The sequence below is a fragment of the Oceanobacillus luteolus genome, from assembly GCF_023715655.1.
In the GTDB taxonomy this organism is placed as follows: Bacteria; Bacillota; Bacilli; order Bacillales; family Amphibacillaceae; genus Oceanobacillus; species Oceanobacillus luteolus.
On the sequence record NZ_JAMBON010000003.1, the window covers coordinates 82,326 to 109,070 of the forward strand.

General features: G+C 40.2%; 30 protein-coding genes. 15 read left to right on the forward strand and 15 right to left on the reverse strand.

Annotated elements, in window-relative coordinates; translation table 11 throughout:
* The first annotated feature begins 73 nt into the window (after positions 1-73).
* Positions 74-256 carry a hypothetical protein gene (locus M3210_RS04250; protein WP_251511888.1) on the forward strand — a complete coding sequence of 61 codons (183 nt, stop codon included), beginning with the start codon at positions 74-76 and terminating at the stop codon, positions 254-256.
* Positions 253-1,665: an amidase gene (locus M3210_RS04255; protein ID WP_251511889.1), complete on the forward strand. Its 1,413-nt coding sequence runs from the start codon at positions 253-255 to the stop codon at positions 1,663-1,665. The genes M3210_RS04250 and M3210_RS04255 overlap by 4 nt, the downstream gene beginning before the upstream one ends.
* Before the next feature lie 209 nt (positions 1,666-1,874).
* Here the strand turns inward: M3210_RS04255 and M3210_RS04260 are convergent, their stop codons facing one another.
* From M3210_RS04260 to M3210_RS04275, 4 genes are all read right to left on the reverse strand, one after another.
* Positions 1,875-2,060, reverse strand: a complete 186-nt coding sequence (locus M3210_RS04260) for a type Z 30S ribosomal protein S14 (protein ID WP_251511890.1) — start codon at positions 2,058-2,060, stop codon at positions 1,875-1,877.
* An 85-nt stretch (positions 2,061-2,145) separates the two neighbouring features.
* Positions 2,146-3,282 (reverse strand): zinc-dependent alcohol dehydrogenase, encoded by a 1,137-nt coding sequence (locus M3210_RS04265; protein WP_251511891.1) that lies wholly within the window; start codon positions 3,280-3,282, stop codon positions 2,146-2,148.
* 21 nt (positions 3,283-3,303) lie between these two features.
* A complete protein-coding gene (locus tag M3210_RS04270) occupies positions 3,304-3,663 on the reverse strand; it encodes a spore coat protein (protein ID WP_251511892.1) in 360 nt (119 codons plus the stop codon).
* A 10-nt stretch (positions 3,664-3,673) separates the two neighbouring features.
* Positions 3,674-3,880 carry a spore coat protein gene (locus M3210_RS04275; RefSeq protein WP_251511893.1) on the reverse strand — a complete coding sequence of 69 codons (207 nt, stop codon included), beginning with the start codon at positions 3,878-3,880 and terminating at the stop codon, positions 3,674-3,676.
* A 167-nt stretch (positions 3,881-4,047) separates the two neighbouring features.
* Between M3210_RS04275 and M3210_RS04280 the strand changes: the two genes are divergently transcribed.
* The 4 genes from M3210_RS04280 (at position 4,048) to M3210_RS04295 (ending at position 6,683) form a co-directional block, all read left to right on the forward strand.
* Positions 4,048-4,254, forward strand: coding sequence for a hypothetical protein (locus tag M3210_RS04280; protein ID WP_251511894.1), 207 nt, complete (start codon positions 4,048-4,050; stop codon positions 4,252-4,254).
* Positions 4,255-4,259: 5 nt separating this feature from the next.
* Positions 4,260-4,547: a spore coat protein gene (locus tag M3210_RS04285; protein WP_285853562.1), complete on the forward strand. Its 288-nt coding sequence runs from the start codon at positions 4,260-4,262 to the stop codon at positions 4,545-4,547.
* A gap of 49 nt (positions 4,548-4,596) precedes the next feature.
* Entirely contained in the window at positions 4,597-5,046 is a 450-nt protein-coding gene (locus M3210_RS04290) for a YndM family protein (protein WP_251511896.1), read from the forward strand.
* Positions 5,047-5,318: 272 nt separating this feature from the next.
* The gene (locus M3210_RS04295) at positions 5,319-6,683 is read left to right on the forward strand and encodes an MATE family efflux transporter (RefSeq protein WP_251511897.1); all 1,365 of its coding nucleotides are present in this window, start codon (positions 5,319-5,321) and stop codon (positions 6,681-6,683) included.
* A gap of 32 nt (positions 6,684-6,715) precedes the next feature.
* On the opposite strand, the gene M3210_RS04300 is transcribed toward M3210_RS04295, so the two are convergent.
* From M3210_RS04300 to M3210_RS04320, 5 genes are all read right to left on the reverse strand, one after another.
* The gene (locus tag M3210_RS04300) at positions 6,716-7,471 is read right to left on the reverse strand and encodes a hypothetical protein (RefSeq protein ID WP_251511898.1); all 756 of its coding nucleotides are present in this window, start codon (positions 7,469-7,471) and stop codon (positions 6,716-6,718) included.
* A 1-nt stretch (position 7,472) separates the two neighbouring features.
* A complete protein-coding gene (locus M3210_RS04305) occupies positions 7,473-8,342 on the reverse strand; it encodes an ATP-binding cassette domain-containing protein (RefSeq protein WP_251511899.1) in 870 nt (289 codons plus the stop codon).
* Positions 8,339-8,716, reverse strand: coding sequence for a GntR family transcriptional regulator (locus M3210_RS04310; RefSeq protein WP_251511900.1), 378 nt, complete (start codon positions 8,714-8,716; stop codon positions 8,339-8,341). Before M3210_RS04310 ends, M3210_RS04305 begins: the two co-directional genes overlap by 4 nt.
* Before the next feature lie 148 nt (positions 8,717-8,864).
* Positions 8,865-9,758 (reverse strand): fructose bisphosphate aldolase, encoded by an 894-nt coding sequence (locus M3210_RS04315; RefSeq protein WP_251511902.1) that lies wholly within the window; start codon positions 9,756-9,758, stop codon positions 8,865-8,867.
* A gap of 90 nt (positions 9,759-9,848) precedes the next feature.
* Positions 9,849-10,229 (reverse strand): SLAP domain-containing protein, encoded by a 381-nt coding sequence (locus M3210_RS04320; protein ID WP_251511905.1) that lies wholly within the window; start codon positions 10,227-10,229, stop codon positions 9,849-9,851.
* Positions 10,230-10,445: 216 nt separating this feature from the next.
* Between M3210_RS04320 and M3210_RS04325 the strand changes: the two genes are divergently transcribed.
* The 5 genes from M3210_RS04325 to M3210_RS04345 all read left to right on the forward strand — a co-directional run bounded on the left by M3210_RS04325 (position 10,446) and on the right by M3210_RS04345 (position 14,039).
* On the forward strand, positions 10,446-10,724 hold the full coding sequence (locus M3210_RS04325) for a GNAT family N-acetyltransferase (protein WP_251511906.1): 279 nt from the start codon (positions 10,446-10,448) through the stop codon (positions 10,722-10,724).
* A 71-nt stretch (positions 10,725-10,795) separates the two neighbouring features.
* Positions 10,796-11,026, forward strand: a complete 231-nt coding sequence (locus M3210_RS04330; RefSeq protein WP_251512029.1) for an excisionase family DNA-binding protein — start codon at positions 10,796-10,798, stop codon at positions 11,024-11,026.
* 178 nt (positions 11,027-11,204) lie between these two features.
* The gene (locus M3210_RS04335; protein ID WP_251511908.1) at positions 11,205-11,393 is read left to right on the forward strand and encodes a hypothetical protein; all 189 of its coding nucleotides are present in this window, start codon (positions 11,205-11,207) and stop codon (positions 11,391-11,393) included.
* Between the two features lie 12 nt (positions 11,394-11,405).
* Positions 11,406-13,301 carry an ABC-F family ATP-binding cassette domain-containing protein gene (locus M3210_RS04340; protein ID WP_251511910.1) on the forward strand — a complete coding sequence of 632 codons (1,896 nt, stop codon included), beginning with the start codon at positions 11,406-11,408 and terminating at the stop codon, positions 13,299-13,301.
* A gap of 69 nt (positions 13,302-13,370) precedes the next feature.
* Positions 13,371-14,039: a hypothetical protein gene (locus M3210_RS04345; protein WP_251511912.1), complete on the forward strand. Its 669-nt coding sequence runs from the start codon at positions 13,371-13,373 to the stop codon at positions 14,037-14,039.
* A 56-nt stretch (positions 14,040-14,095) separates the two neighbouring features.
* On the opposite strand, the gene M3210_RS04350 is transcribed toward M3210_RS04345, so the two are convergent.
* The 5 genes from M3210_RS04350 to M3210_RS04370 all read right to left on the reverse strand — a co-directional run bounded on the left by M3210_RS04350 (position 14,096) and on the right by M3210_RS04370 (position 19,855).
* Complete coding sequence (locus M3210_RS04350; protein ID WP_251511914.1) at positions 14,096-15,532, reverse strand: ABC transporter ATP-binding protein; 1,437 nt, start codon at positions 15,530-15,532, stop codon at positions 14,096-14,098.
* 6 nt (positions 15,533-15,538) lie between these two features.
* Positions 15,539-16,372, reverse strand: a complete 834-nt coding sequence (locus M3210_RS04355) for an ABC transporter permease (RefSeq protein ID WP_251511917.1) — start codon at positions 16,370-16,372, stop codon at positions 15,539-15,541.
* On the reverse strand, positions 16,372-17,361 hold the full coding sequence (locus M3210_RS04360; RefSeq protein ID WP_251511920.1) for an ABC transporter permease: 990 nt from the start codon (positions 17,359-17,361) through the stop codon (positions 16,372-16,374). The genes M3210_RS04355 and M3210_RS04360 overlap by 1 nt, the downstream gene beginning before the upstream one ends.
* A 15-nt stretch (positions 17,362-17,376) precedes the next feature.
* Positions 17,377-18,984 (reverse strand): ABC transporter substrate-binding protein, encoded by a 1,608-nt coding sequence (locus M3210_RS04365; protein ID WP_251511922.1) that lies wholly within the window; start codon positions 18,982-18,984, stop codon positions 17,377-17,379.
* 202 nt (positions 18,985-19,186) lie between these two features.
* The gene (locus M3210_RS04370) at positions 19,187-19,855 is read right to left on the reverse strand and encodes an HAD family hydrolase (protein WP_251511925.1); all 669 of its coding nucleotides are present in this window, start codon (positions 19,853-19,855) and stop codon (positions 19,187-19,189) included.
* 230 nt (positions 19,856-20,085) lie between these two features.
* On the opposite strand from M3210_RS04370, the gene M3210_RS04375 reads away from it, so the two are divergent.
* Together M3210_RS04375 and M3210_RS04380 are read left to right on the forward strand one after the other, a co-directional pair.
* Positions 20,086-21,570, forward strand: a complete 1,485-nt coding sequence (locus M3210_RS04375; protein WP_251511927.1) for an aldehyde dehydrogenase family protein — start codon at positions 20,086-20,088, stop codon at positions 21,568-21,570.
* Complete coding sequence (locus M3210_RS04380; protein WP_379595448.1) at positions 21,557-22,753, forward strand: saccharopine dehydrogenase family protein; 1,197 nt, start codon at positions 21,557-21,559, stop codon at positions 22,751-22,753. Before M3210_RS04375 ends, M3210_RS04380 begins: the two co-directional genes overlap by 14 nt.
* 119 nt (positions 22,754-22,872) lie before the next feature.
* Here the strand turns inward: M3210_RS04380 and mreBH are convergent, their stop codons facing one another.
* Positions 22,873-23,880: a rod-share determining protein MreBH gene (gene mreBH, locus M3210_RS04385; RefSeq protein WP_251511932.1), complete on the reverse strand. Its 1,008-nt coding sequence runs from the start codon at positions 23,878-23,880 to the stop codon at positions 22,873-22,875.
* A gap of 515 nt (positions 23,881-24,395) precedes the next feature.
* On the opposite strand from mreBH, the gene M3210_RS04390 reads away from it, so the two are divergent.
* Positions 24,396-25,268 carry a CAP domain-containing protein gene (locus M3210_RS04390; RefSeq protein WP_251511935.1) on the forward strand — a complete coding sequence of 291 codons (873 nt, stop codon included), beginning with the start codon at positions 24,396-24,398 and terminating at the stop codon, positions 25,266-25,268.
* A 473-nt stretch (positions 25,269-25,741) separates the two neighbouring features.
* Entirely contained in the window at positions 25,742-26,737 is a 996-nt protein-coding gene (locus tag M3210_RS04395) for a glutaminase (protein ID WP_251511937.1), read from the forward strand.
* Positions 26,738-26,745: the final 8 nt, after the last annotated feature.

Genomic DNA, 26,745 nt, shown 5'->3' on the forward strand with positions numbered 1-26,745 from the left:
TAGAACTAAATTTGCACAATTCAAATAGGCATTCATATAGTATAGCGCGACATCATCTTAAGGGGTTGAAGGTATGGGTGAATTCTTAATAAAGAACAACTTACAAGCACAAGGTTTTCCAGTGATTGAGTCTGATCTTGTCTTTATAAAAGACATATTATTGACGGTACAGAAAGCAGAGCAACCTTTGGCAAATGCTCCGTATTTAAATATGGAAGTTCCCATTACAGTTGTAGATAAGGAGCTATTGAAATGAACGATCTTTCTTTAATGACAGCTAGAGAACTGGGGAAATATATCAAAGGAAAACAGCTTTCGCCAGTAGAACTGACAAAACATATGTTACAGCGTATCAGGCAAATGGACGGGACACTTAGGACATACATTACACCACTGGAGGAATTGGCTATAATTCAGGCAAAGGACGCGGAAAATAAAATTATGAAAGGAGAATATTTAGGACCATTACATGGTATTGGTGTTGGAATAAAGGACAATAAATTTACGAAGGGTATTAGAACGACGGATGGGTCAAAACTTTTTGCAGATTTTTTTCCTAGTGAATCGGCAACTGTCGTGAACAAATTGTTACATGGCGGTGTCATTATGCTCGGTAAACAGAATATGCATGAGCTTGCTGCGGGCTCTACTGGAACTAATCCTTTTTTTGGAACCACTCGTAATCCTTGGAATCTCGAATATATGCCAGGAGGTTCAAGTGGGGGAGGGACAGCTTCTTTAGCAGCTGGGCTGGCTACACTTGCAACAGGCAGTGATACATTCGGGTCCATTCGTTTACCAGCGTCAATGTGCGGGGTGTACGGTTTAAAACCCACTTATGGACTAGTCAGTACCTTTAGAGTTTTCCCTTCCGCATGGTCATTGGACACGGTTGGACCAATGGCGCGATCGGTTGGCGATTTGGCAATTATGCTACAAGTTATGGCAGGATATGACCCGAACGATCCAGCAATTTTACGTGTTCCACTACCTAATTATTCAGAGGCAATCCATAATGATATAAAAGGAATCAAAATTGGGATTCCCACCTACTATGTTAAGGGATTAGATGAGGATATAGCAATGTTGTTTCGAAGGGCAGTCGTCCAGTTACAGTATCTAGGTGCAGAGGTAAAAGAACTGGAGATTCCCGAACTGGAGATGTCCACATTTTCTGGATATTTGACTGTAGGCAGTGAGGCGGCTGCCTTTCACAACGAATGGTTAAAAACACACCCGGAAGATTATTCTCCAGATATTCGTTCATTTTTTTTGGCTGGATCATTAATGGAAGGAAGAAAATATGTTCAAGCACAACAGGCAAGAAGAAGAATGGTTCAAGCATTTGAGAAGGCATTTCAAGAAGTGGATATGTTGCTCGGGCCAACGATACCTATTAAGACTCCAAAATTTCAAGCAAACTGGGTGAAGCAAAATTTAGATGTTGTAAAGCGAACACTGCCATTTACTGTACCGGTTAATTTAACAGGCGTTCCAGCCTTAGCCGTACCTATGGGAATAGATAGCAACGGACTTCCAGCAGGTATGCAATTTATAGGCAGGCATTTATCTGAACAACAATTACTGCAAGTAGGAAATGCATGGGAACAACTGAATCCACTTCAATTTAAATTAAGAGCAGAAACTGATAATAAAACATTATAAGAATTTTTGAGTGATTTTTGTCAAACGGGATACACTATTCTTCGAGGGGAAAATTTTGCGGACAAGATTTTTCCTAACAATAATCGCTAAGTTATGATATATAAACCTGGATAAGCAGTTTAGCAATAAATTGCTTATCCAGGTTTTATTTTGCTTTATGTAAAAAAACGGCGAGAATAAAAATATTCTCACCGTTTTATCTCTATATATTACCAGCTAGCTTTCTTCAAGCCAGGAAGTTGTCCTTTATATGCATATTCACGAAGGCAGATACGACACAATTCAAATTTACGTAGTACACTGTGTGGTCTGCCGCACTGTTTGCAACGGCTATATTCGCGAACTGCAAATTTCTGTGGCTTTTGTTGTTTTACCACTAATGCTTTTTTTGCCATGCGGCATCCTCCTTCTATATAAATATAGAAGAATATTATATCATAACTCTCTCTAGAACGGAACATCCAATATATGGCAATTGCGTTACGGTTTTAAAACTACTTTTATACAATTATCCAGCTTAGCATCGAAAATTTCATATCCATATGCTGCTTCTTCCAAAGGTAGCGGATGGGTAATGATATCACTTAAATCAACCTTGCCATCAGCAATGAGTTTATATAGATGGGGCATGTAATGAATGACGGGTGCTTGACCTGTTCTTAGATTTACGTTGCGCTGAAAGATATCGCCTAATGGGAAGGCGTTGTATCTAGCTGCATAGGCACCAGTAACCTGGATATTGCCGCCTTTTCTAACCGCTTGACTTGCGATAACTAGTGCGCCCATCGAACCACCATGAAGCCTGAGTCCGGTGGCAAGAAATTCGAGGTCACTCATTTTTCCATCCATACCAACACAATCAATGACCACGTCAGCTCCACCTTTAGTGATTTCATGTAAATGGGAACCTACATTTTCATGGTCTTCAAAATTAATTATTTCTACGTTATTCGTCCGCTTCGCATGTTCTAATCGGTATCCAACATAATCTACAGCGATTACTCTTTTTGCACCTTTTAACCAGGCAAACTTTTGTGCCAGTAAACCAACGGGTCCCGCACCAAGAATAACGACTGTGTCTCCTTCTTTCATCCCGGAGTTGTCCACACTCCAATAAGCGGTCGTACCTGCATCAGATAGTAAGAGTAGATTATCATCATCCACTTCACTATCATCGGGAACTTTAAAAGCAGTGAAATTTGCATATGGAACTCTTAAGTACTCTGCTTGTGCACCTGGATAGCCACCAGCTGTCCCGCTGTAACCGAAATATGCACCCATTTCGCCATTATCGTTAGAGTTATCACATTGGCTTTCCAGTTCATGTATGCAGTACCAGCATTCGCCACAACTTATATTGAAGGGAATAACGACCCGATCTCCCTTTTTAACATTTTTAACTTCTGGGCTCGCTTCTTCCACTATGCCCATCGGTTCATGGCCAATAATATAATCTTCCTGAAGGTTTGGTATCATTCCATGAATAAGATGCAGGTCGGAACCGCAAATCGCAGTACTTGTAAGGCGGACGATGATATCATCTGGCTTCTGAATTCTGGGAGCTTCTACATTTTTGACTACTACATTTTTAACTCCTTGATAGGTGACTGCTTTCATCATTTGACTCCTTTCTTACGTTTATTTTGGTGGTGTAGGGAACAGTCCTTTTCGGTTGTTGTTGTCTGGGAAAAGGTTCAATGCAGCTATTTCTATTGCATTCTGAGCTGATTTCAAGTCTAGTATTTGTTGTTCATCCAAGTCATACGGATGAAACCATTTTTTATCGGCCATGAGCTGAATCACTTCAGTTTGGAAATCAATCATAGCTTCCATTTGGTGGTGGAGTGTAGTTCTGAGTTCCGGACTCGTAGTTTCCGTTAAGGCAACGGAATAATTGCGGATTGCTTCTTTCACGGTCAGCAATAAATCTAGTGCGATCGCAGAATCAATCTTTTCGGGCATTCCCACGGCGTTAATTGGATCTAAATAATCATTCATGGTTGTCACCTCACTCCGGACTTTTCTCAGGATATAATCGTTTCAATTCTTTCATATCCATAATCGATGTCTCTACATTTTTTTGCATTAATTTGCGCAATTCCTGGTCAAAGACTACTCCCTGCATCAGCTTGGACTTGAGTAATCCTATAGTCCTCAAGTTCAAAAGTTCATGAGTATCGACAGTTTCATGGTAAGCCAAGTGATCTTTCTCCATATGCATAACCTCCTGATTTAAGTAATCCTACTTTTCCACGAAAATTCCATCCTATACATATTGAATAGGGTTCCTGAAGGCGTTGCTAGATTATGCGATAAAAGAAATTGAATAGTAATGGAGGATATCGCAAAAGCTATGAAAAATGTTTGATTAGAGGTGAAGTCATGAAGAAGAAATTAGCTCTCCATGAAAGAATGGAACTGCAGGAAGTCTTGGCTTTAAAAAATCTAAGTCTAACAAAAGCTGCAGTTATGCAGGGATTAGTGGGATGTGAAGAGCTCAAAAACATTCTTACGATGGAAGTGTCGGCAGGAAAGCAGCATGTCGACCAAATTAATGAATTATTAAAGAGTAGGGAGGTGGTCATGTGACGAATATGCTCCAAAAAATTGCAGGTATGAGCGGAATGACAGATCAAGTAATTGCTCTCGATTTTCTGATTTCATCCAAAGCAGCGGTTAGAAATTTGACCTTTGCTTTAACGGAATCTGTAACCCCTGAGGTACGTACATTGCTCCGTGGTCAATTAAATGATGCTATCCAAACCCATAAGCAAATCAGTCAATACATGATAAAGAAAGGCTACTACCATCCTAGAGATTTCGATAAACAGTTGAAAGTGGAATTAAAGGCATCGAAAGCAGCTTTGAAGTTAGCGAAATAGCAATAGCTCAGTTTTTACTCACAGGCTTGGAATAAAAGGAGGTTTCAACTTGAACAAACACTTGAGAGCATTTTTGATTAAGTTCGTCGGTGCCGTGGCTATATTATATTTGATTTTAGGATTCAGTTTTGGTATGACATTTACGCAAGTGTTGGTTTTATCGATTATCTTAGGGGCGTTGGCATATTTGCTTGGTGATTTATTTATCCTGCCAAAGACAAATAATACAATAGGAACGATTGCAGACTTCGGGCTTGCTTGGGCCGTAATTTACTTGTATATAGAAAATATGACTGCGATTGATAATACCTTTACGGCTTCTTTATTAGCAGCCATCGGTGTAACTTTTTTTGAAATATTTTTCCATCGATATGTGGAGGCCAATGTGTTTCCTGATCAGGAGGAACAAAAATACAAAAGAGGGTTTAACTATCAAACGGAAATTGCAGAGGATTTCGATACGAATCAAATTCATAACAAGAATAAACGAAATCAGTAATAGATTAAGAAAAAAGGAAATTCGCAGGTTGCGTTTTTCCTTTTTATTTTTTGGTTGAAAAGTGCATGGTTTATGATATAATATTCTAATGCAGAAATTATAAAAACATAACCTCTTACTAATAGGGAAACGAATAGTGGAATATGCTAATGTTGATGTGGGCTGTCGCGGAAGATCGTGGTTTTACGAACTTTTGGGCGGTCTTTTTTGCTGGAAAAGAACTGCTTATAAATTAGGAGAACGAAATAATCGTAAAGGAGAAACGATTACCATTGAGTGTAAAAACAAATAAATATCAGGAACAGTCACTGTTCAGTATTACATGGCCGCTCTTTATTGAAATTTCTCTACATATGAGTGTAGGGATTATTGCTACTTTGATTTTGAGTGGGTATTCCGATAATGCGGTTGCTGGGGTTGGTGTAGCCAACCAAATTATGAACATATTTATTCTTATTTTTAACGTTACTGCAATTGGTGCAACGATTTTAATTGGGCAGAACCTTGGAGCCGATAATATTAAGGTGGCCCGAAATTATGCAAGATCTGCATTTGGGTTGAATTTCTGGATTGGTATTGCGATGACCATTGTTGTAATTTTATTCGGTGGTATATTTTTAAACTTCTATGGATTGAGCGGGGAAGTTTATGATTTTGCGCACACTTTCTTAGTCGTTACTGGTCTTTCCTTATGTATTGAATCGGTAGCGTTGGCATTAAGTGCGATGCTCAGAAGCTATGGCTATACGAGAGAAACAATGTTCGTGACGATAGTTATGAATATAATCAGCATTATAGGTTTCTTCATTGCTATATATGGTTTTGCCGGCATTCCAGTAACAGGGGTGGTAGGTGTATCTGTTGCGATCATCGTGGCTAGGATATTTCTTGTTTTTGCTCTGTTGTTTTTCGTTTATAAACGTCTGGCGATTAAATTTAATCTGAAAGACATTCTGAAAATAGACAAAACAAATACGAAAAATTTGATGGGTATTGGTATCCCTTCAGCTGGGGAGCAGCTTTCCTATCAGTTTTCACAAGTGGTGATTACAAGCTTTGTAGCAATTATTGGTGATGCCGCTTTAGCAGCTAGGGTTTATATTTTAAATATATCCATGTTCTGTTTCATGTTCTCAATTGCGATTTCTCAAGGTACACAGATCTTGGTGGCTCGTTATGTTGGAGCACAATTGTATGATAAAACATTGAAGCGGGGCTTGAAAACATTAAGAATTGCTTTCCTTGTTTCCCTCGTTATCTCATTAGTTATTGCATTAACTGGGGAGAGTTTACTTGGAATGTTTACAGAGGACCCATTAATTATTGCGGTTGCGGTACCCGTCCTTTGGGCGATTGTATTCATTGAACCTGGTCGTGCCTTTAACATGGTGTTGATGGGATCTCTGAAATCGGTAGGAGATGTAAGATTCCCAGTTGTGATCGGCATAATATCAATGTGGGGGATTGCGGTCGTTTTCAGTTATCTATTTGGTATCCATCTTGGTTTAGGTCTGCTCGGTGTTTGGCTTGCACAAGGAATGGATGAGTGGTTTAGAGGCATTTTCGCGTATCGACGTTGGAAGTCACAGCCTTGGCTGAGAAAGAAATTAGTTAAGCCGAATACAGAATCAGTATAAAAGAAGGGGGATTATCCCCCTTCTTTGTGTGTTTAAATTTTAACTGGTGCTCGTTTCGTTAAGAGGCGGATAAGGAATATAGGTACCAATAGAATGATAAATACGAGAACCAATGCCATGCTTTCAGGCACAGCTTCAAAGATTGAAAAACTCTCAAATAATGGATGGTCCATGGCTATTCTCAAGAAAGAATCCTTTGCTACGATGATTAAAAGTGATATGGCAATGAAGCACAGGCCGCCAATTACTCCTAATCGATAAAAGGCAGTTCCAATCAGCCAACCGATAAGGTAAAATCCAAATATATTGATGCTGAATAAACCTAGTGATAATAAGAGGTTTGCTTCCATATCAACATGGGGAGTAAGAAGGATGCTCTGAAATATATCACCGATGAAATTTGTATCCGGGTCAGGCACAGCATGTAGCATAGATTGTTTTAAGTTACTTAGCACAAGTCCTTCAAAAATGGTAATAACATAAGCAATAATAGGTATTAATATCGATAAGCATATGCTAGCGATGATATTCCCGTAAAAATAGTTTTTTCTAGTTATTCCATTTTCTACAAAGTAGGGAAGGAAGTAAATTGAAATTATCCCTATTACGAGCATATAAACGTTACTTGCAACAAAAGCATGATTATAAAATGTATCGATTTCATCTGCAGAGAATACAAGTCTGACAATATTGACAAGGACGAGTATCCCCAAATACCATAATGTCCAGATGAGCTGTGCTTGCAGTAAATCAAAACCGATTCGTGAGAACGGTATAGGTTTGTTCATCTCAATCCTCCTCCTTCGTGAGTTGAATAAACAAGTCATGCAATGAACTATGGCCGACTTGTAGCCCTTGCTGTTTGGCGCGTTGTTTTTCATCCTCACCGAATGCTCCGTAGAGGGTGACAGAATGTGTATCGCCTAATTGTTCGTGGTGAATAATATCTTTTCCGTTGCTGAAAGTATCCACTGCCTGCTTACTTCCAATTAGTGTGACTCCCCGTGATAATAATTCTTCATATGATTCGTGGAGCAATAGTTTTCCGTCCTTTATGATCAGTACATCATCGAATAAATAATCCATTTCTGATACGAGGTGTGTGGATAGAATCATAATGCGAGGGTGCAGTTCTTGTTCTTTTAGCAGTTCTTTATAAAATAAATCTCGAGCCGGAGCATCCATACCAAGATAAACCTCATCAAATATCGTAATTGGAGTTCTGCTTGCTAGTGCTACAATCACATTGAATATCGATTGCTTTCCTTTTGATAGTTTAGATAATGGTTTCTTCAAATCCAGTTTGAATTTTTCGGCGAGTTGCAATGCGTAGTCGTAATCAAAATTCGGACGGTATCGATTGGAATCCTTCAACAAGGACTTGGCATTTTCTGTTTCACTGCTGAAATCTTTACTGTACATAAAAGTTACCTGCTGCATCACTTCTGCATTTTCAAAGGGAGCTTCACCTTTTATCAATAATTCGCCTGAAGTTGGTTCACGGAAGGAGCCGATAATGGAGAGAAGCGATGTTTTACCCGCACCATTTCTACCCAATAGACCATAGATTTTAGGTTCATTGATCTCGAAATTAATATCCTTCAGAACATGCTCATGACGTCCATAAGCGAAGTTGAGATTTCTAGCGACTATATTCATTCTTTTTCACTTCCTTTTACTTGCTTGATAAACTTCAAAATTTCTTCATCGGTTATTTCTAATTTCTTAGCTTCCTGTACAAGGTTCACAATATGATCCTCAATGAATAATTGGCGTCGTTTGACGAGAAGTTTTTCCCTAGCTCCTTCTGAAACGAACATTCCAATCCCTCTTTTCTTATAAAGAATTTCTTCTTCCACAAGCTGATTAACTCCTTTTGAGACGGTCTGGTGATTGATTTTAAAAAAATTTACAAGTTGATTTATTGAAGGCGCCTGGTCACCTGCTTGTAATTGTTTATTGATGATTTGATCTTCAATCTGCTCACGAACTTGAAGATAGATGGGTTTATCTTCGGTGAATATATTTCTCATCGGCCGACCCTCCTTTAGTCGTTCTATGGTATTACGGTGTTACACTCGTGTGTATAACTATAATAGTGGATGAGTTTATTGTCAATAGGCATACAAAGAAAAAAATAGCCCCATTCTACAAGTACTGTAGAATGGGGCTATTCAACAATTAATTTTTATTTACTGAAGCATCATAAATGGTTTCCACTGCTTCATCAAGGGCTCGGTTAAATTCTTCATCCGTTTGATTGACATTCAGGTTTTGTGTCAGTGCCCTGGAGAAGCTGGCAACGATTCCTTTATTTTCTTTTAATTTCTCATTTGCTTCATCTAATGGATATCCACCTGATAGAGCAACTACCCGAATGATACGAGGGTGCTCGACTAATTCTTTATAAAGATTTGCCACGGTGGGGATAGACAGTTTGAGCATGACATCTTGGCCCTCAGCTAATTCGTTCAACTGCTTGAGAATTTCTTCTTTGAGAATCTCTTCTGACTGTGCTTTATCCTCGCTGAAAATATCTACCTCAGGCTCTATGATTGGTACCAGTCCAGAAGCCAGAATTTCCTTCCCGATTTCAAATTGCTGTTCGACGATTTGGCGGATGCCTTCTGGATTTGCCTTTTTAACGACGGAACGCATTTTCGTGCCGAATATATTCCGTTCGTTTGCGCGGTCCAATAACTCTTTTAAATTTTCAATCGGTTTCATCAGTTGTACACCATTTTCTTCATCCGCAAGTCCCTTATCTACTTTTAGGAAAGGAACAATCCCTTTTACTTCTGCAAGATAATCCCCAGTGTACTTTCCTTCAATTTTTCGATCCATCGTCTGTTCGAAGAGAATAGCACCAAGGATACGTTCAGAATTAAAAGCAGGTGAGGTAATGATACGAGTACGCATGTCATGGACGAGGTCAAACATTTTCTCTTCATCATCATATTGATCTTCTGTTATCCCATAATTTTTCAGGGCTCTCGGTGTACTGCCACCACTTTGATCAAGCGCTGCGATAAATCCATTTCCGTTACGGATTCTTTCAACTTGTTTTTCCTGCATGAATTCCACTCCTCTTCCTTGAGATAAGAGCTTATATGCTCCGCTTCTACCTTATTTTATCATTAAATATTGAAAAGTCAGTTTTTAAATTTAATTAATAATAATCAGTTCACCATCTTGCAGCAATGGCTCACTTAACCAGCTGGAATGAGGGAAAATAAAGGTCCATGGCATACTTGTATTGGCCGTAACGGTTAAGCCTGGAAAAGAAAATGAATGTTCCGCTACTGGATGATTGGTTTCATAATAGGATAGCTGCAGATTCTCGATAGGAAAATCAATGTCAGTAAAGTTATGGATAAGTACTGTAACAAGTAATGCATGTTCGTGGTTAAATGCTTGTTTTATAGGCAAAAAAGTAATTTCTGTGTGTAAATCGTCTTTTGATGAGTTGAATAGTTTTATGATTTTCTCCCGATCGTTTGGGGCAATCTGTTTGTCCCAGGCCGACTGGAATACTAATTGTTGCATAGCAATCACTCCTTCGGTTAAGCGTAACAGAAATTGGTGATTGAAACCAATATGGAAGTTGTATGGCTTTAAGAGGATTTATAAAGGTTATACCCGCTTAAGACAACTGAATATTAACTAGGTGTAAAGTTTTTCTAAAGAATTGCAAATAAATTTACCCAAAAATCTTTTTTATTAGGCTATAATAGTAGAGTAGCATATTTTAGGGGGATTAGAATGACAACCATTAAGAAAGCAGCCAACAAATTTTATGTGGGTGAAGACGTGAAGTCACCACTTGCTGAAATGACGTATTTGGAATCTAGTAAAACAATGCTCGTTATTGATCACACGTATGTCTCTGATGAACTTAGAGGTCAAGGTGTTGCTGGAAAGTTATTGGAACAAGTCGTTTTATATGCTCGAGAAAATAAGAAGAAAATCAAGCCTCTTTGTGTATTCGCAAAGAAACGGATGGAAGAAACAACGCAGTACCACGATGTACTGGCTGAGTAATGTGACGTATTAAAACAATTTCTACTAAACTGGTAGTGGAAAATTTTTTATCATAAAGGATGTGTAGAATGATGTACCTGACTGTTAAGGAAACGGCAGCGTATTTATCGATGCCCGAGGAGAAGGTCACGGCACTTATTCTTCAAGGTAAAATTCGTGCAGTTCATGACGGAAATACCTTTTTGGTGAATAAGGAACAGTTTACTACACATTTTGAACAAGTGGAGAAATATCGGTTGATGATTCAAGAATATTTAAATGAACCGATTCCGGAAGACATAGATGTAAAAGATGAAGATTAATGACTTCATCGTGCTGAATTAGGCGAGCATATAAGCTCGCCTTTTTGGCTGGAAAAATAAACATCTGGGCTAGACAGCAACTACTTCTCCGTAGAAGCTGCAAGCACCCGTCTAGAAATGGAAATATATCAGTCAGTAAGATAAACTAAGGAATAGGTATAAGTTGGAGGGAATAGATATGCAGAAGCTTTTACTAGCACAGCTTGGAGTTATTGGTGTCATCTGGATTGGTATGGCATTCTTCTTTAGCGATATGACAGATACAAGTAAACGGATCTTTTATATCGTGACTTCCTGGCTGCTATTTATAATTGTGATGGTAGTGAAAAATTTTATAAGACAAAAACGAAACGATAAAGCCGAATAGGATGGATTTCTAATGTTAACTGCTGAAAATTTATATAAATCATTCGGGGAAAAAGTTCTTTTTGATCAGATTTCTTTCTCGATTGAACCACAGGAGCGTATCGGTTTGATCGGTGTAAATGGGACTGGAAAATCAACACTTCTGCGGACGATTGCTGGATTAGAGTCTTTGGAACATGGAAAGATTAAACATGCGAAAGACTATGAGATTGAATATTTAGCTCAGGATCCCGAACTGGATCCTTTGCTTACAGTGATGGAACAGATTTATTTCGGAGATTCTACAATCATGAAGCTTCTGCGTGCATATGAGCAAGCATTGCTTGAGCTTCAAGAGGATCCCGGAAATGAAAAGCTTCAGGAGAAACTTCTCTTTATGCAGCGTCAAATGGACGAGGAAGACGCATGGGAAGCAAGTACTCAAGCGAAAACAATACTAACCAAATTAGGAATTACAAAGTTTGATGAGCCGGTTGGAAATTTATCCGGCGGTCAGAAAAAAAGAGTAGCTCTTGCTAAGGCGCTCATCCAACCGGCCGATTTATTGATTCTGGATGAGCCGACAAACCACTTGGATCACAGCACAGTTGAGTGGCTCGAGAAATATTTGCAGAGTTACCCGGGCGCTCTACTTCTTGTTACTCACGACCGATATTTCTTAAATCGTGTTACAAACAGGATTTATGAATTGGATAAAGGGAATCTTTATATATACGAAGGTAATTATGAGATTTTCTTGGAGAAGAAAGCAGAGCGGGAAGAGCTGGAGAGAAGCAGTGAAATTAAGCATCATAATGTACTTCGCCGAGAGCTTGCATGGCTGCAGCGGGGAGCGAGGGCCCGTTCGACTAAACAGAAAGCTCGTATTGAACGAGTCGAGGAAATGCAAGAGAAGAAATTTAATACGTCTAAACAGGACTTAGAGGTACAAATCGGTTCCGCACGTCTTGGGAAAAAAGTGTTGGAAATGAAACATATCTCCAAGCGATTTGGGGAAAAAGAGATTTTACAAGATTTTAATGAACTGATTATTCCTGGAGACCGAATCGGAATTATTGGTCCTAATGGTTCAGGTAAATCGAGCCTCCTTCATATGATGGCTGGGCGTCTTTCTCCGGATTCTGGAGAAATTGAAGTAGGAGAGACGGTGAAAATCGGTTACTATACACAAGGTGATGAAGAGCTCAACGGGGAGCAACGGGTTATTGACTATATTAAAGAAACGGCGGAAGTTATTCAGACTGTCGATGGTTCTGTAATTACAGCAGAACAGATGTGTGAGCGATTCCTCTTTCCCCGCAGCGAACAGTACTCCTATATCCGCAGACTGTCAGGTGGAGAGAAGCGAAGACTTTATTTACTTAAAATCCTAATGACCGAGCCAAATGTACTTTTCCTTGATGAACCGACGAATGATCTCGATACGCAAACACTAAGCGTATTAGAAGAGTATTTAAATCACTTTCCTGGAGTTGTCATCACGGTGTCCCATGATCGCTATTTCTTAGATCGTGTTGCAGAACGGTTGATTATTTTTACTGGTACTGGACGGACCAAGCGTTTTATTGGTACGTATAGTGAATATTTGGAGACGATAAGCGGAACGGTAACGAAAGAGCGAACCAAATCAGAAAAAAATCCTCCAGTCGTTAAAGAGAAAAAGCGGAAGAAGAAATTAACGTATCAAGAACAGAAGGAATGGGACACGATTGAGGATGACATCATGGCGTTGGAAGAACAGGTGGAGGCGTTAGAACAAGAGATTGGAAATGCTGGCAGTGATTCGGAAAAAGTGCAAAAGCTCTTTGGTGAATTGGAAGAAGTGAAACAGAACCTGGACAGGAAACTTGAGCGTTGGGAAGAATTATCACTCCAAATTGAAGCTTTTGAAAATGACGGACAGGTTTAAAATAAGGCTGAAAAGTGAATCATTGATAGATGTGGACAACATTAAATGGCTATTTTCAGGAGGTTGCATATGAAGTTATACCAGGTGCGTAAAGGTCAATTCGTTTTTTACAAAAACGAGTTGCATAAAGTATACTCTGTCAAACCGATGTTTAAGCAGTCGGTCCATTTGTATCGGTTGAAAGATATGGAGCAAATATTAACCAAGGCAAGTGAAATCGAACTTTATAAACCGAAACATAACGATACATTCATTTTTTATGGAAAACGTTATACCATTGATCAGTATACGAAGCCGGAGCCGGGCGATTATATTTTAATTACAAAACCAGCTCCAGATTTACTAGATCACTATTCCTTAAATGAAATAGAGAAGGTCGAAAGTGTTGATGATGTAAGTGTGACTACCACAAGAGACAATGGGGTAAAACACCATGAATATGTCGTCATGGTACCAGGTAAGAATGATGCGAGCCAGGAGATTGCTTACTATGACAAAGACCTTGTTCCAGAAGAACAACGCTTGAAGGATGAATCCATTTCTTATTTGGCAGAGAAGGATAAAATGCTTCAACCGTACGTAGGCGATGTATACCTCGATAAACGGAAAAACACGAGAGCAATGGTGATCGCTGTTTCGGAATCGGAAGTTATACTGGGTCACGGCGTCCATGTCCATGTAGCAGAGTTGCTTAACGAAGATAGTTTTGAGTTGGTTTATCGATATAGCGGGGACTGAGCTCCCGAAGAAAAATAGCGTAACTCCTTTATGAAGGTGTTACGCTATTTTTCTGTCTATAGCTCATGGAAATCAAGAATGCGATGGCAAACTTGGTTTAATAATTGTTTATCATGACTAATTGCCAGTAAACCAATGTTCCGCTGTTTAACAACTTTTAAGACAACACTCCAAATTTCCACTGTACTGATTGCATCGAGCATTGTAGTTATTTCATCAAGGATCAGAAACTTCGTCTTCGGATGTAACGCACGGACAATCGAGAAACGTTGAAGCTCTCCTCCTGATAATTCGCTTGGCCAGCGGGACAACCATTCTTCCTGGATACCAAGCATATGAATCACTTCACTATCCAACATACCACTTTCTTCAAGTACTTGTCCCATCGTCCATTTAGGGTTAATAAACTGCTCCGGATGTTGTCCGACAAGTTGAATTGGATTTCGTCCTTTTCTGTGTTCATGTCCATTAATTTTTACGGAACCACCATCTGCTTGTTGATGACCTGCAATAATTCGAGCAAGTGTTGTTTTACCTGCGCCGCTTTCTCCCATCAAACCTACAACCTCTCCTGGTAGGACATCGAAATTGATATCCTCGAGAATCTGTTTACCGTTAATCGAGTAGTTTAGATTTCTAATCTGAAGGGATTTATCACCAGGAGATGGTGACGATTTTTTTTTATAATTGGACTTTAGGATTTGGTTGCGTGCATTCCACAATTCATTTGTATAGCTTTCCTTTAAGTTTTCCCCATTACCATTAAAATGTCCTGCTTGGACGGTTTCAATGGTTTCTCCTTTATTCATAATGACAATCGTGTCCGCTATCTTCAATGCGGTATCTATATCATGGGTGATGAACATGACCCCTTTTCCATCATCAGCAAGACTTCTAATAAAGCTCGTTACTTCCTGAAGTGATTGTGAGTCCAATCCCGGCGTTGGTTCATCAGCAATAATTAATTCAGGATGACCGACAAGTGCGATTGCCGAAAGAACTTTTCTTGCCATCCCACCAGATAGTTGAAACGGATAATAATTAGCTACATCTTCGTTTAAATTTACTTTCTGCAGAATATCTCGTTGTAGCGCTTTGCGGTGACCACTATGCTTCAGAGCTGTTTGTATTTGTTTTCCTACTTTCATGAGCGGATTGAGGGCGTTGACAGACTGAGGTATCAAAGATATCTCATTTCCTCTAAGTTTTTTCTGTCTATCTCTTGTTAAGGGTTTGCCTTGATAGTGCAATTTGCCTTCTGTGATTGCATTTTCGGGAAGGATCCCTAATATCGCATCTGCAAGCAAACTTTTTCCAGAGCCGCTTGCTCCGATAACTGCCACGACTTCCCCTTTATTGATCGTCATATTCAATTTGCGAACAACCTGCATCCGCTGCTCACGTAATCCCTTTTTATACAAACGGAAAGTGAGTGCAAAATCCTCGACCTCCAACAGAGGAGTTTTTTCATTTTCTATATTTGTTAAAGCCAATGATTTTTATACTCCTTTCTGTCCGTGAAACGGATCTACCCATTTACGAATATGTTGTCCGAGCGTATCAAAGAGAAGAACCATCAGGAGTAATGACAATCCTGGGAAAACAGCGAGCCACCACTTTCCGGTAGATAAGTAACGCATGGATTCAGATAAAATAATCCCGATAGAAGGCTGTTCAGCAGGTAATCCGAAACCTAAAAATGAAATGGCAGCTTCATGAAGAATCGCATGCGGAAACAGCAAGAGAAACCCGATAAAAAGCTGTGGCAATAGATGGGGCAGTATATGTCTTCTTGCAATCCAGATAGGAGTCTTGCCTAATTGTTTGGATAAATGGACATAATGAGCTGTCTTAACCTGCAACATCTCAGCCCTTAGAATACGGGTCAAGCTCGGCCAATGTGTAAGGGCTAGCCCAATTACAACTCCCTTAAATCCCCCGCCAATGGCAAATGAAATCAAGAGCAATAGGACGAGGTGGGGTACACTGAGAAATAGGTCGATAAGCCAGGTGACGATTCGATCAAGGGCGCGGTTCCATGATGCGATAAGTGTGAACGTTAGAGCAATCATTGCACTTGATGAAGCGGCAAGCAAGCCGACAAAGAAGCTAAGTGCCAGTCCTTTCAATGTCCGCGCAAGCATGTCCCTGCCAAGCCAATCTGTTCCGAATAAATGGTCGAGCGAAGGCTCTTGGTTCATTGCATCAGGATTAATTGCAAGTTTATCATCACCGATGACTATTCCTGTAACAATCATTCCTAGAAGCAATAGTAAGGAAAAGATGATCATACCAAGGGTGCGCTGCCTTAAATTCCATGTGATGCGTCCCATTATAAATCACCTCTTCGCATTCGAGGATCGATCGCTTTATATAGGATGTCTGCAATTGAATTACCAATAAACACGAAAATGGTGCTGCATAAAGCAATTCCAAGCAGCAGAGGGACATCACCGCTTAGACCAGCTTGGACAACCGCTTGTCCAAGACCAGGGTAGGAGAATACTTGCTCCGCGAGAACCGCCCCTCCAAACAGTTCACCGAATGATGCAAAGTGGACGGATATAGCAGGGAGGGATATATTGCGCAACCCATGATTCCAGAGTAATGTAAAACCGAGTTCACCTTTTGCTTTGGCAAACCGGACATACTCACTATTCAATACTTCTATAAGCTTCTGTCTTGTATGTAGTGCAATATGAGGCACTCCGACAATGCTTAAAGTCAATACAGGTAGAATAAGATGTCTTATTCGCTCCAACAGGCTGACTTCATCCGCTAATATTCCAGCAGGTGTGCTGAGTCCGATTGGCAACCAGCCTAACCATACGGAAAACAATATTAATAGCACTAACCCGAGCCAAAATGCAGGGGTAGATGCCAACGTGAAGCAGTAGCCTTTGATTATTTTATCGATCCAAGTTCCTTCTTTCATTCCAGCAATGATACCTAGTAAAAAGCCAAAAAGACCTGAAAGTACCCAGGCTAAGCTCATTAATGCCAGCGAAGCGACAAAACGTTCAGCGATTATTGAGGATACAGGACTGCGATAAATCAATGATGTACCCATGTCCCCTTGTAAAAGATTCTTCCCCCAATGGAGGAATCGCTGCACAGGTGGTTCATGCAGACCCCAATATTCAGCGATGCTTTGCCGTTGCTCCGGACTGACTCTAGTCATATCTGCTCCAATATAACTTTGGATAGGGTCTACTGGCGAATTGCTGACGAGTATAAATGATAAAATGCTCACAGCGAGGAGTAATACTGCTAGCTTAATTAACTTTCCAATTATATAACGTATTGCTTTTTTAAACCGCAACATCGCCCCTTCTTTCTATTCTTGTTCTTTCCAACGCCATTCTTCGATAAAGTCTGTTATCGGCCAGCCATGTCCATGTGGTTGAACTTTTTGTTCACCAATATCAAGTCTTTCATTTACGAGATAATAGTGACTAAGATTGACAAGCCAAGCCCAAGGCGCATCACCGAGAGCCGAGAAACCTGTCTTCCCGTCCCATTGTGCTTTTTTCCAAAGTTCATAAACCTCTTCTTGGGAAGGGGAGTTCAGCGCTTGTTCCATATATTGATCCACTACAGAATTTCCATAATAATTGGCATTGTAGAAACCGATTCCTTTTGTATTACTGCTGTATAAGTTGTACATTTCTAATGGGGAATAACTACCCCAGCCCATCATAACAGGATTGGAATACATTAATCTAGCTAATTCATTCCAGCTATGTCCTTCTGTTTGTATTGCAATACCAAGGGGCTCAATCATATCAGCGACTGCCATGGATAAAGATTGACGGACTTGGTCTCCAGCAGGGTAGAGTAGTTGAAATTCAGCTGTTATTCCATTTTTCTCCCGAATGCCGTTTTGATTGACTATCCATCCTGCTTCGTCGAGGATACGTTTTGCTTCTTCCACTCTTCCATCTTCAAATTTTGTTTCCTCATTCCACCAAGGTAGCTGATCGGCAACCGAATATGCAGGCGTGCCGAATCCTTGCAACACTCCATCTACTAAAGACTGACGATTAACTGCAAGATTGATTGCTTGACGGATTGCGATATCCGCAGTTACATCATTACCAATAGGATAACCTTCTGCTGTCACATCTCCTTCTGGTACATAGGGGAACATAATTCCACGGTTGTCCACGCTTTCCAGTTCAAGAAGATTCATTCCTTCGACTTCTTCTTCAATCCATAAAGTTGTGACGGAAGCTACATCAACTTCACCTGCTTTCGCGGCCGCAAAGGCAGTATCTTCATTTAAAAATAAGAATGTCAGCTTTTTAAAATATGGTTTCTTTCCATAATAATATGGATTCTCGGTAACGATAATTTGCTGTCCCTTGTCCCATTGCTCCAACTGATAAGGTCCAGAACCAATCGGATTTTCATTATACTGCTTGTCATAGGCATGTTCTGGAACAATTCCTGTTGTTACGAGCAAATCAATGAAAGCAGATTGTGGCTCTTTTAAGTTAAATTGAACTGTATATTCATCAGTTGCTTCAATACTTTCCAAATTACTAAGGTCGATGACTGAACCGCTCACTTTTGCTGTTTCAAAAGTGAAAACAACATCATCAGCAGTTAACGCTTCTCCATCTGAGAATTTGACATCTTTCCGTATATCAACCGTCCACGTTAATCCATCATCACTGACATCATAGTTTTCTGCCAAGTCATAAGTTATGTTAAAGTCAGGATCGTGTTGTAATAAGGTGCTTTGAAATAACGGTGAACCGTAGCGTCCCCAACCTGTCGTTGGATCAAACCCTTCTTCTGGTTCAGAACCTACTGCTAAAACTAATTCCTCTCTATCGGTGTTCTTTTGGTCTCTTTGTTTTGTTTCGCCCCCACCACATGCTGCAAGTAATAATAAAAATATTAATGAACAAATGATGGAAATATATAATTTAGATTTCATCGGTTATATTCCGTTCCTTCCATATACAATATCTTCGACGTTCGTACTGTCCTTGTGCTATACAAACAATTGAGAAATAACACTCATCAATTTTTCCGTCCAGCTACTATTATAACAGGTGAATCAATAAAAATAGAGTTCCATTCAAAGTTGGAACTCTATTTCTATATAGTATATTCGTCATTTAATTGTATGAAAAGATTCAACTCTCACCAAAAATGGGCCAGTGATTTACTTCCGCAACTTCCCTCATTTTGTTTTTCGGATTAACAATGATTGGCTTGTCGACGAAATAGAGCAGGGGAATATCACTTTCACTATCGGCGTATGCCCAGATTTCCAACTGTTCGGGATCTAACTCTCTTACTTTTAGCCAGTTGGTTATTGCTTGTACTTTTCCTTCGCCGTTTACGACGGGTCCTGTAGCTCCTGTACATTTTCCTTTTTCATCATAAAGCAATTCGGTTCCGATGGTTGTAACTGTAAGACCCAGCTCTTCAATCAATGCATCCAAAAATGGTTTCAAGGCGCCTGAAAGGATAATGACTTCGTCGCCATTTTTCTGGTGTTCTTTAATTTTATTGACAAGAGATTGGTTGATTTGACCTTTTCCACCCTGAATTAAATGATCAAAAAATGAGGCGAGTTCGTCCTCGGATTTGCCTTTAAATGTCTTCGCGAAGGCTTTGAAAAAATGAATGCGGAGAGCATGCTTCCCTTTGGTCACTCCTAAAAACAGGGCCTGTAACGTACCAAGAAAAATGGTTGTCCAACTTTGGAGGCCAAATTCCTTCTTACCCGCCTGAAACATCAGCTTAAATGAATCTCCTTCAAACAATGTGCCATCAAAATCAACTGTAATGAGCCGCAAACTGTTTCCTCCTTTACTTCCTTCAATGCCGAATCTATAAAATGGAAAAAAATGATGATATTTGAATTATCTTAATTTTACACGTTAAAAAGGAAATTGCAAAGAAATATAGAATAGTGTATATATGCATCTTTGTAATCGCTTACATAAATGAGGGAGTGAAATTTTGCTGATCCCTATATGCATGCTTTTAAAGATGCAAAAGTAGAATAGATTAGGAGGTTATGTTCATGGAAGAGAAAGTTCTAAAGAATTTTATCAATGGGGAATGGATTGAAGTCAATGAACAAACAGCTGTCTATAATCCTGCGACTGGAGAAGAAATTGTGCATGTGCCTTTGTCTGGAAAAGAAGAGGTAGATCGAGCTGTAGAAGCCGCAAAGCTTGCTCAAAAAGAGTGGGCGCTCGTGCCAGCTCCTCAGCGGGCCGAAGTGTTATATCGAGTAGGAACTTTGATGAAGGAAAAGAAAGAATACTTATCTAAATTGCTGACGATGGAAAATGGCAAGGTGCTGGAAGAGGCAAGAGGAGAAGTTCAAGAAGGAATTGATATGGCCTATTATATGGCTGGCGAGGGCAGACGATTATTTGGCCAGACGACACCAGCCGAATTACGGGATAAATTTGCTATGAGCCAACGTGCACCAATTGGTGTAGTGGGCATTATAACACCTTGGAACTTTCCAATCGCGATTGCAACGTGGAAGTCATTTCCAGCGATTGTAGCGGGTAATGCGGTCATATGGAAGCCGGCTACGGAAACTCCAATAATGGCGTACGAGCTTGCGAAAATCTTTGAAGAAGCCGGCTTGCCGAAGGGAGTCATCAATGTCGTCTTTGGTTCGGGAAATACAGTTGGTGATGCGATGGTCTATCATGACGATATTCGCGTGATATCCTTCACTGGATCGAACGATGTTGGAAGAGAAATAGCAGCAGCTTGTGGGAAACAGTTGAAAAAAGTCTCCTTGGAGATGGGTGGAAAGAATGCCGTCATCGTAATGGATGATGCAGATCTGGATTTAGCTGTTGAAGGGATTATTTGGAGTGCCTTTGGTACGAGCGGGCAGCGTTGTACAGCTTGCAGCCGGGTCATTGTCCATGAATCCGTAAAAGAAGAGCTGGAAGGACGCTTGCTTGAAGCGATGCAGGACCTGAAAATCGGGGATGGACTGAAGGATGGAATTCGGGTTGGACCTATTATTAATCAAGCGGGTCTGGAAAAGATTGAACGCTATATTGAAATCGGAAAAGAGGAAGGTGCGAAATTACTGGCTGGTGGAAATGTGCTTGCTGGCGGAGATTTTGATAAAGGGTACTATTTTGCACCGACACTGTTTACCGATGCAACAAGTACGATGCGGATTGCTCAAGAGGAGATATTTGGTCCTGTCGTGTCCTTGATTCCAGTAAAAACATTCGAGGAAGCGATTGAAGTGAATAACAGTGTTACTTACGGTTTATCGAGCTCGATATTCACACGAGATGTGAATCGTGTCTTTAAAGCACAGCGAGATTTGGACACTGGAATCGTTTATGTGAATGCCGGTACTACCGGAGCGGAAATCCATTTGCCGTTTGGAGGAACGAAAGGTACCGGAAATGGCCACAGAGATTCTGGGGTGCAGGCTTTGGACGTGTTCACGGAATGGAAAGCGGTGTACGTGGATTTCAGTGGGAAATTACAGCGTGCCCAAATTGATGTGGAAGAATGATTTAACCAACACTACTGATGCAGGGGGAATGCATATGAAAATAGGAGTATTAGGCGCAGGATTAATGGGTAAGGAAGCGGCAAGGGATTTAGCGCAGCAAGAACAAGTTTTGCAGGTAGGCATTGCGGATGTGGATCGCAAAAAGCTGGAAGCGGCAGAAGAGGCAATCGACTCGGAGAAACTCACTGCCTATATAGTGGACGCAAGTAATCAAGAGGAACTTGAGGAATATATCGGGAAATTTGATGTAGTCATTAATGCGCTATTTTATACATTTAATGAAATCGTGGCAAGAACCGGGATTCAAGTAGGAACACATGTCGTAGATTTAGGTGGACATATCGGGGGGATGACAGACCGAGTGTTAACTTTACATGATGAAGCCAAAGAAAAAGGGGTAACCATTATCCCAGACTTGGGTGTGGCGCCAGGTATGATTAATATCTTATCAGGGTATGGCGCAAGCAAATTGGATGAGGTGGAAGAGATTCGTTTGTATGTTGGCGGTATCCCAGTTCGACCGGAACCACCTCTTGGCTATAATCATGTGTTTTCAATGGAAGGTGTCTTTGATCACTACACGGATCCTTCCGTTGTTATCCGAAATGGGAAAAAAACAACGGTCCCATCTCTATCCGAAGTTGAGGAAATTTATTTTGATAAATTCGCACCGCTGGAGGCCTTCCATACATCTGGAGGCACATCCACGTTGACGAAATCCTTCCCAAATGTGCAAACACTAGAATATAAGACAATTCGTTACCCGGGACATGCTGAAAAGTTTAAATTGCTGGTTGATCTAAATCTCACTAAACTAGATTATGAAGTCGAGGTGGGAGGAACAAAGGTCAGCCCACGCCAAGTATTGTTGAAAACCCTTGACCCAATTGTAGAATTAGGAGATAAAGATGATGCCGTGTTACTCCGGGTAATCGTTTCTGGAGATAAGGCGGGCCAAGCGAAGACGTATGAATATGAAATGCAGACATTCAAAGATAGAGAGAAAAATATAACTGCCATGGCAAGAGTGACTGCCAGTACAATATCAATCGTTGCTCAGTTGATCGGTAAAGGTTTAATAAAGGATAAAGGGGTCTATCCACCTGAGTTCGGAGTACCAGGTGAAATATATATTGAGGAATTGGCAAAGAGGGGAATTGAGATCAAGGAAACTGTATTATAAACATTAAAAGAACTACCCGAGAGAAAAAATCCACTCGGGTAGTTTTTATTGAGGTTTATTAAAGGAAGGCCGATTAGTGGCAATGCCTTGTCACTGAACGTATGCTTCCGTTAGAGTCTTTATTTGGCTGCTTTTTGCAGTTTGTTGATCATTTTGAGTGATTTTCCAGTTCCAATGGCGACAGCTTCCTGTGGGTTAGGTGCCATATGGACTGGTACACTTAATTCGTTGGATAGCCATTCCTTCATCCCTTGAAGTAATGAACCCCCACCTGTCAAAACAACCCCATGGTCTACAATATCTCCACTAAGCTCAGGCGGACAGTTTTCAAGTGTTGCTTTTACAGCATCAAGGATTTTTACTAGTGGTTCTTTAATTGCTTCATAGATTTCTTTTGATGAGATTTCAATGGTATCCGGTAAGCCTGTAACCATGTCACGTCCTCGCACACTCATTGTTACTTCATCGTGATTTGGATGGGCAAAGCCAATTTCCATTTTGATGTTTTCCGCTGTACGTTCTCCGATTAATACATTATATGTTTTACGGATGTAGCTGATAATTTCTTCATCTAAGCTGTCTCCACCAACACGTATGGAGTTAGAGGATACGACCCCGCCAAAGGAAATGATCCCAACTTCTGATGTTCCTCCACCAATATCTACAACAACACTTGCGAGTGGTTCATCAACTGGCAGATCTGCTCCGATTGCAGCTGCGACAGGTTCTTCAATTAAATGAACAGTTTTGGCGCCAAAACTTGCAACTGCATTGTGAATGGCACGTCTTTCCACTTCGGTACTTCCAGCAGGTGTACAAACGACAACAGTAGGCTTACGCATGGAAACGCCAATTTTTTTACTTACTTTCTTCAATAATACTTTCAGCATTTGTGCAGTCACATCATAGTCTGCGATTACCCCATCCTTGAGCGGTCGGATCGGTATAATATTTTTCGGTGTTTTACCAATCATTTCTTTAGCTTCCGTGCCGACTGCAACGACATCTTTTGTGTTTACGTCGATCGCCACAACAGATGGTTCATTCAATACAATTCCTTTTGACTTTGAATAAATGAGAATATTAGCTGTTCCTAAGTCTATTCCAATCTCTGCATTTGAAAACATGATTAATCCTCCAATAATAGTTTTTCATCTATTTATTTTAATTCAGTTTGTTCAATTGGTAGTTTTCCTACTTTCTATATAACACCGTGCAAATTTTGTCGAAATCCCTCTGTTTAAATTAGAGAGGAATGAACTCTAATCGGCTCTAAAATTATATACTACCTCTCTTTAACGTAAGACATGTAAGGGGGTGAAATCAAGTAACATTTCAATTACAAATTTGTCTTTTTGTAATAAAAAATCACAGTTCTTGTAACAAAACGGAGAACCTTGTATGTTGTCAAGTCTAATTTGTTAGTAAAAGCTACCATAAATCATAGTTTTTTCCCTATATTAGATTTTTATACCAAGTGGAGGTTTGTGATTACATAAAGGTTTCTCCAAAAACGTTCTGAATTTAAACTAAAAGAATAGGAGTATGGAAATCTATGGTTGAATTATTACAAAAAAGTCGTGCTATGATGATTCTGCAAGCAAGACAGCACAAAAAAACACAAATTAAGGAGATGTAAAATATGCTTCGTAAAATAACGGTTATTGCTGCTTCAGCAGTTGTATTTTCATTTGGAGGTGCATTTTCAGCTTCTGCGGATGCTGCACCAGTTGAAAAGGACCTTTCATATAAAGTCTACTATTCTATTAATGGGGAATCAGGAATGCTATCTCAAGAAGATGCTTCTAACCTATTAAAGAAAGGTCTAGAAACTATTCAATCGAAGTTCTTAACAAACTTTGATTTAGAACAACTTCAAAAGCTGATCCCAGCTGAACAAAAAGCTGATCAGAAAGAAGTAGAAAAGAAAGCACCAGTTAAGAAAGAACAACCAAAACAAGAAGTTAAACAACCAGCACCAGAGAAACAACAGCCAGTAGAGAAAAAAGAAGAAGTTAAGCAACCAGCACCACAAGTACCAGCAAAAGAAGAAACTAAAGCACCTGCAGCACAGCCGCAGCAACAAACACAGCAACCAGCTGAAAAAGTAGAACAACCACAACAGCAACAAAGCGCACTTAGCCAATTTGAAGTACAAGTGGTGGAACTTACTAACCAAGAACGTGCAAAACAAGGTCTAGCACCTTTACAAATTGACGAAAACCTGAGCAAAGTTGCTCGTGAAAAATCTAGAGATATGGCTACAACTGGTTACTTTGACCATAATAGCCCACAGTACGGCTCACCATTTGATATGATGAAGAGCTTCGGTATTGACTACCGTACAGCTGGAGAAAACATCGCAAAAGGTCAACGTACTCCGGAAGAGGTTGTAAATGCTTGGATGAACAGCCCAGGACACCGTGCAAATATCATGAACGGTGAATTTACACACATCGGTGTAGGTTTTGTGGAAAATGGTAACCACTGGACACAAATGTTTATTGGAAAATAAAAACAAAAGCGGAAGCGACCGATTAGGGACAGCCGAACTGGAATGCGGTGCAGGAAGATAAAGGAAACACGGTGAGGTGACGAACCGATGTTGACTTATCGACCGGAAGCGCATGAAGTTCGGGCGGTCCCTGGTCGCTGCAGCTAGACGACATAATAGAGAAAGCGCAAGACGCTTGAGTTGAATAAATATATGATCGAAGAGTAGGAGGCTAGATTCTAGCCTCCTATTTCTTTGCCTAAATAGAGATTAGCTTGCTACAATGGAAGTAAATTTGCCCTTCGAATCCAATAATATGACATATTCCTGCTTAAAAGGGGCGGGACAAATAATGTAATTTTGAATCATACTATTGGATAAAAGGTGGTACGATTCATATAATATCCGGAACACGTTAGATTTTCTACAATTTTGTCTGTTTATGGAGACTTTTTATACATACAATGCGTAAACTATGGTGAGAGGTGATTTGAATGGTACAGGGTTCAACTAACTTAAATACAGAGCTCACTCAGGAATGGCTACAAAATTATGTGGATGACTGGGTAAGATTTTATCGTAAGCATACTGTCGATGGTGAACTCGCTTCTTATATCCCGCAATTGACTAAAGCTGATCCCAATGCACTTGGGGTCATTATTATGGGGAATAATGGGATGACAATCAAGTCTGGAGACGTGGATGCTACGTTCTCCATTCAAAGTATATCCAAGGTATTTGCTTTTATTGTTGCTTGTATGGACCGAGGTGTTTCTTATGTGCTGAATCGAGTAGATGTGGAACCTACAGGACATGCATTTAATTCAATCATCCATCTTGAAATGAGAAAAATTGAAAAACCATTCAATCCATTAATCAATGCAGGGGCAATCACAGTGACATCAATGCTACAAGGACGAACATCAGATGAAAAGCTTGAAGGGATTTTTCAACTGTTGGAAAAAATCCTCGGGCGTCGCCCAGAGTTGGATGTGGACGTTTATGAGTCTGAAAGAGAATCCTCCATCCGAAATCGGGGCATTGGATACTTCCTGTTAGAGGCTGGAGTATTGGAATCTGATTTAGGGATAACTTTAGAGACTTATTTCAAACAATGTTCGATTAAAATCACAGTGGAAGACCTTGCTAAGTTAGGTTTAATCCTAGCGAACGATGGAATGGATAAAACTACTGGTGAGGAAATCATTCCTAGACAAATTGCCCGCCTAGCTAAAGTATTGATGCTTACTTGTGGAATGTACGATGCTTCGGGTAAATTCGCGGCCTACGTTGGCGTCCCAGCCAAAAGTGGTGTAGCTGGGGGGATTATGGCTTCTGTTCCACCACGTATTAGAGAAGAAGTGCTGCCGTTTATGGATGGCTGTGGAGTTGGAGTATATGGTCCAGCTCTAGACGAACAAGGTAACAGTGTTGCAGGAACCCGATTATTACGACATATAGCAAGTCATTGGGATTTCAGTATTTTTTAGGGAGGGTC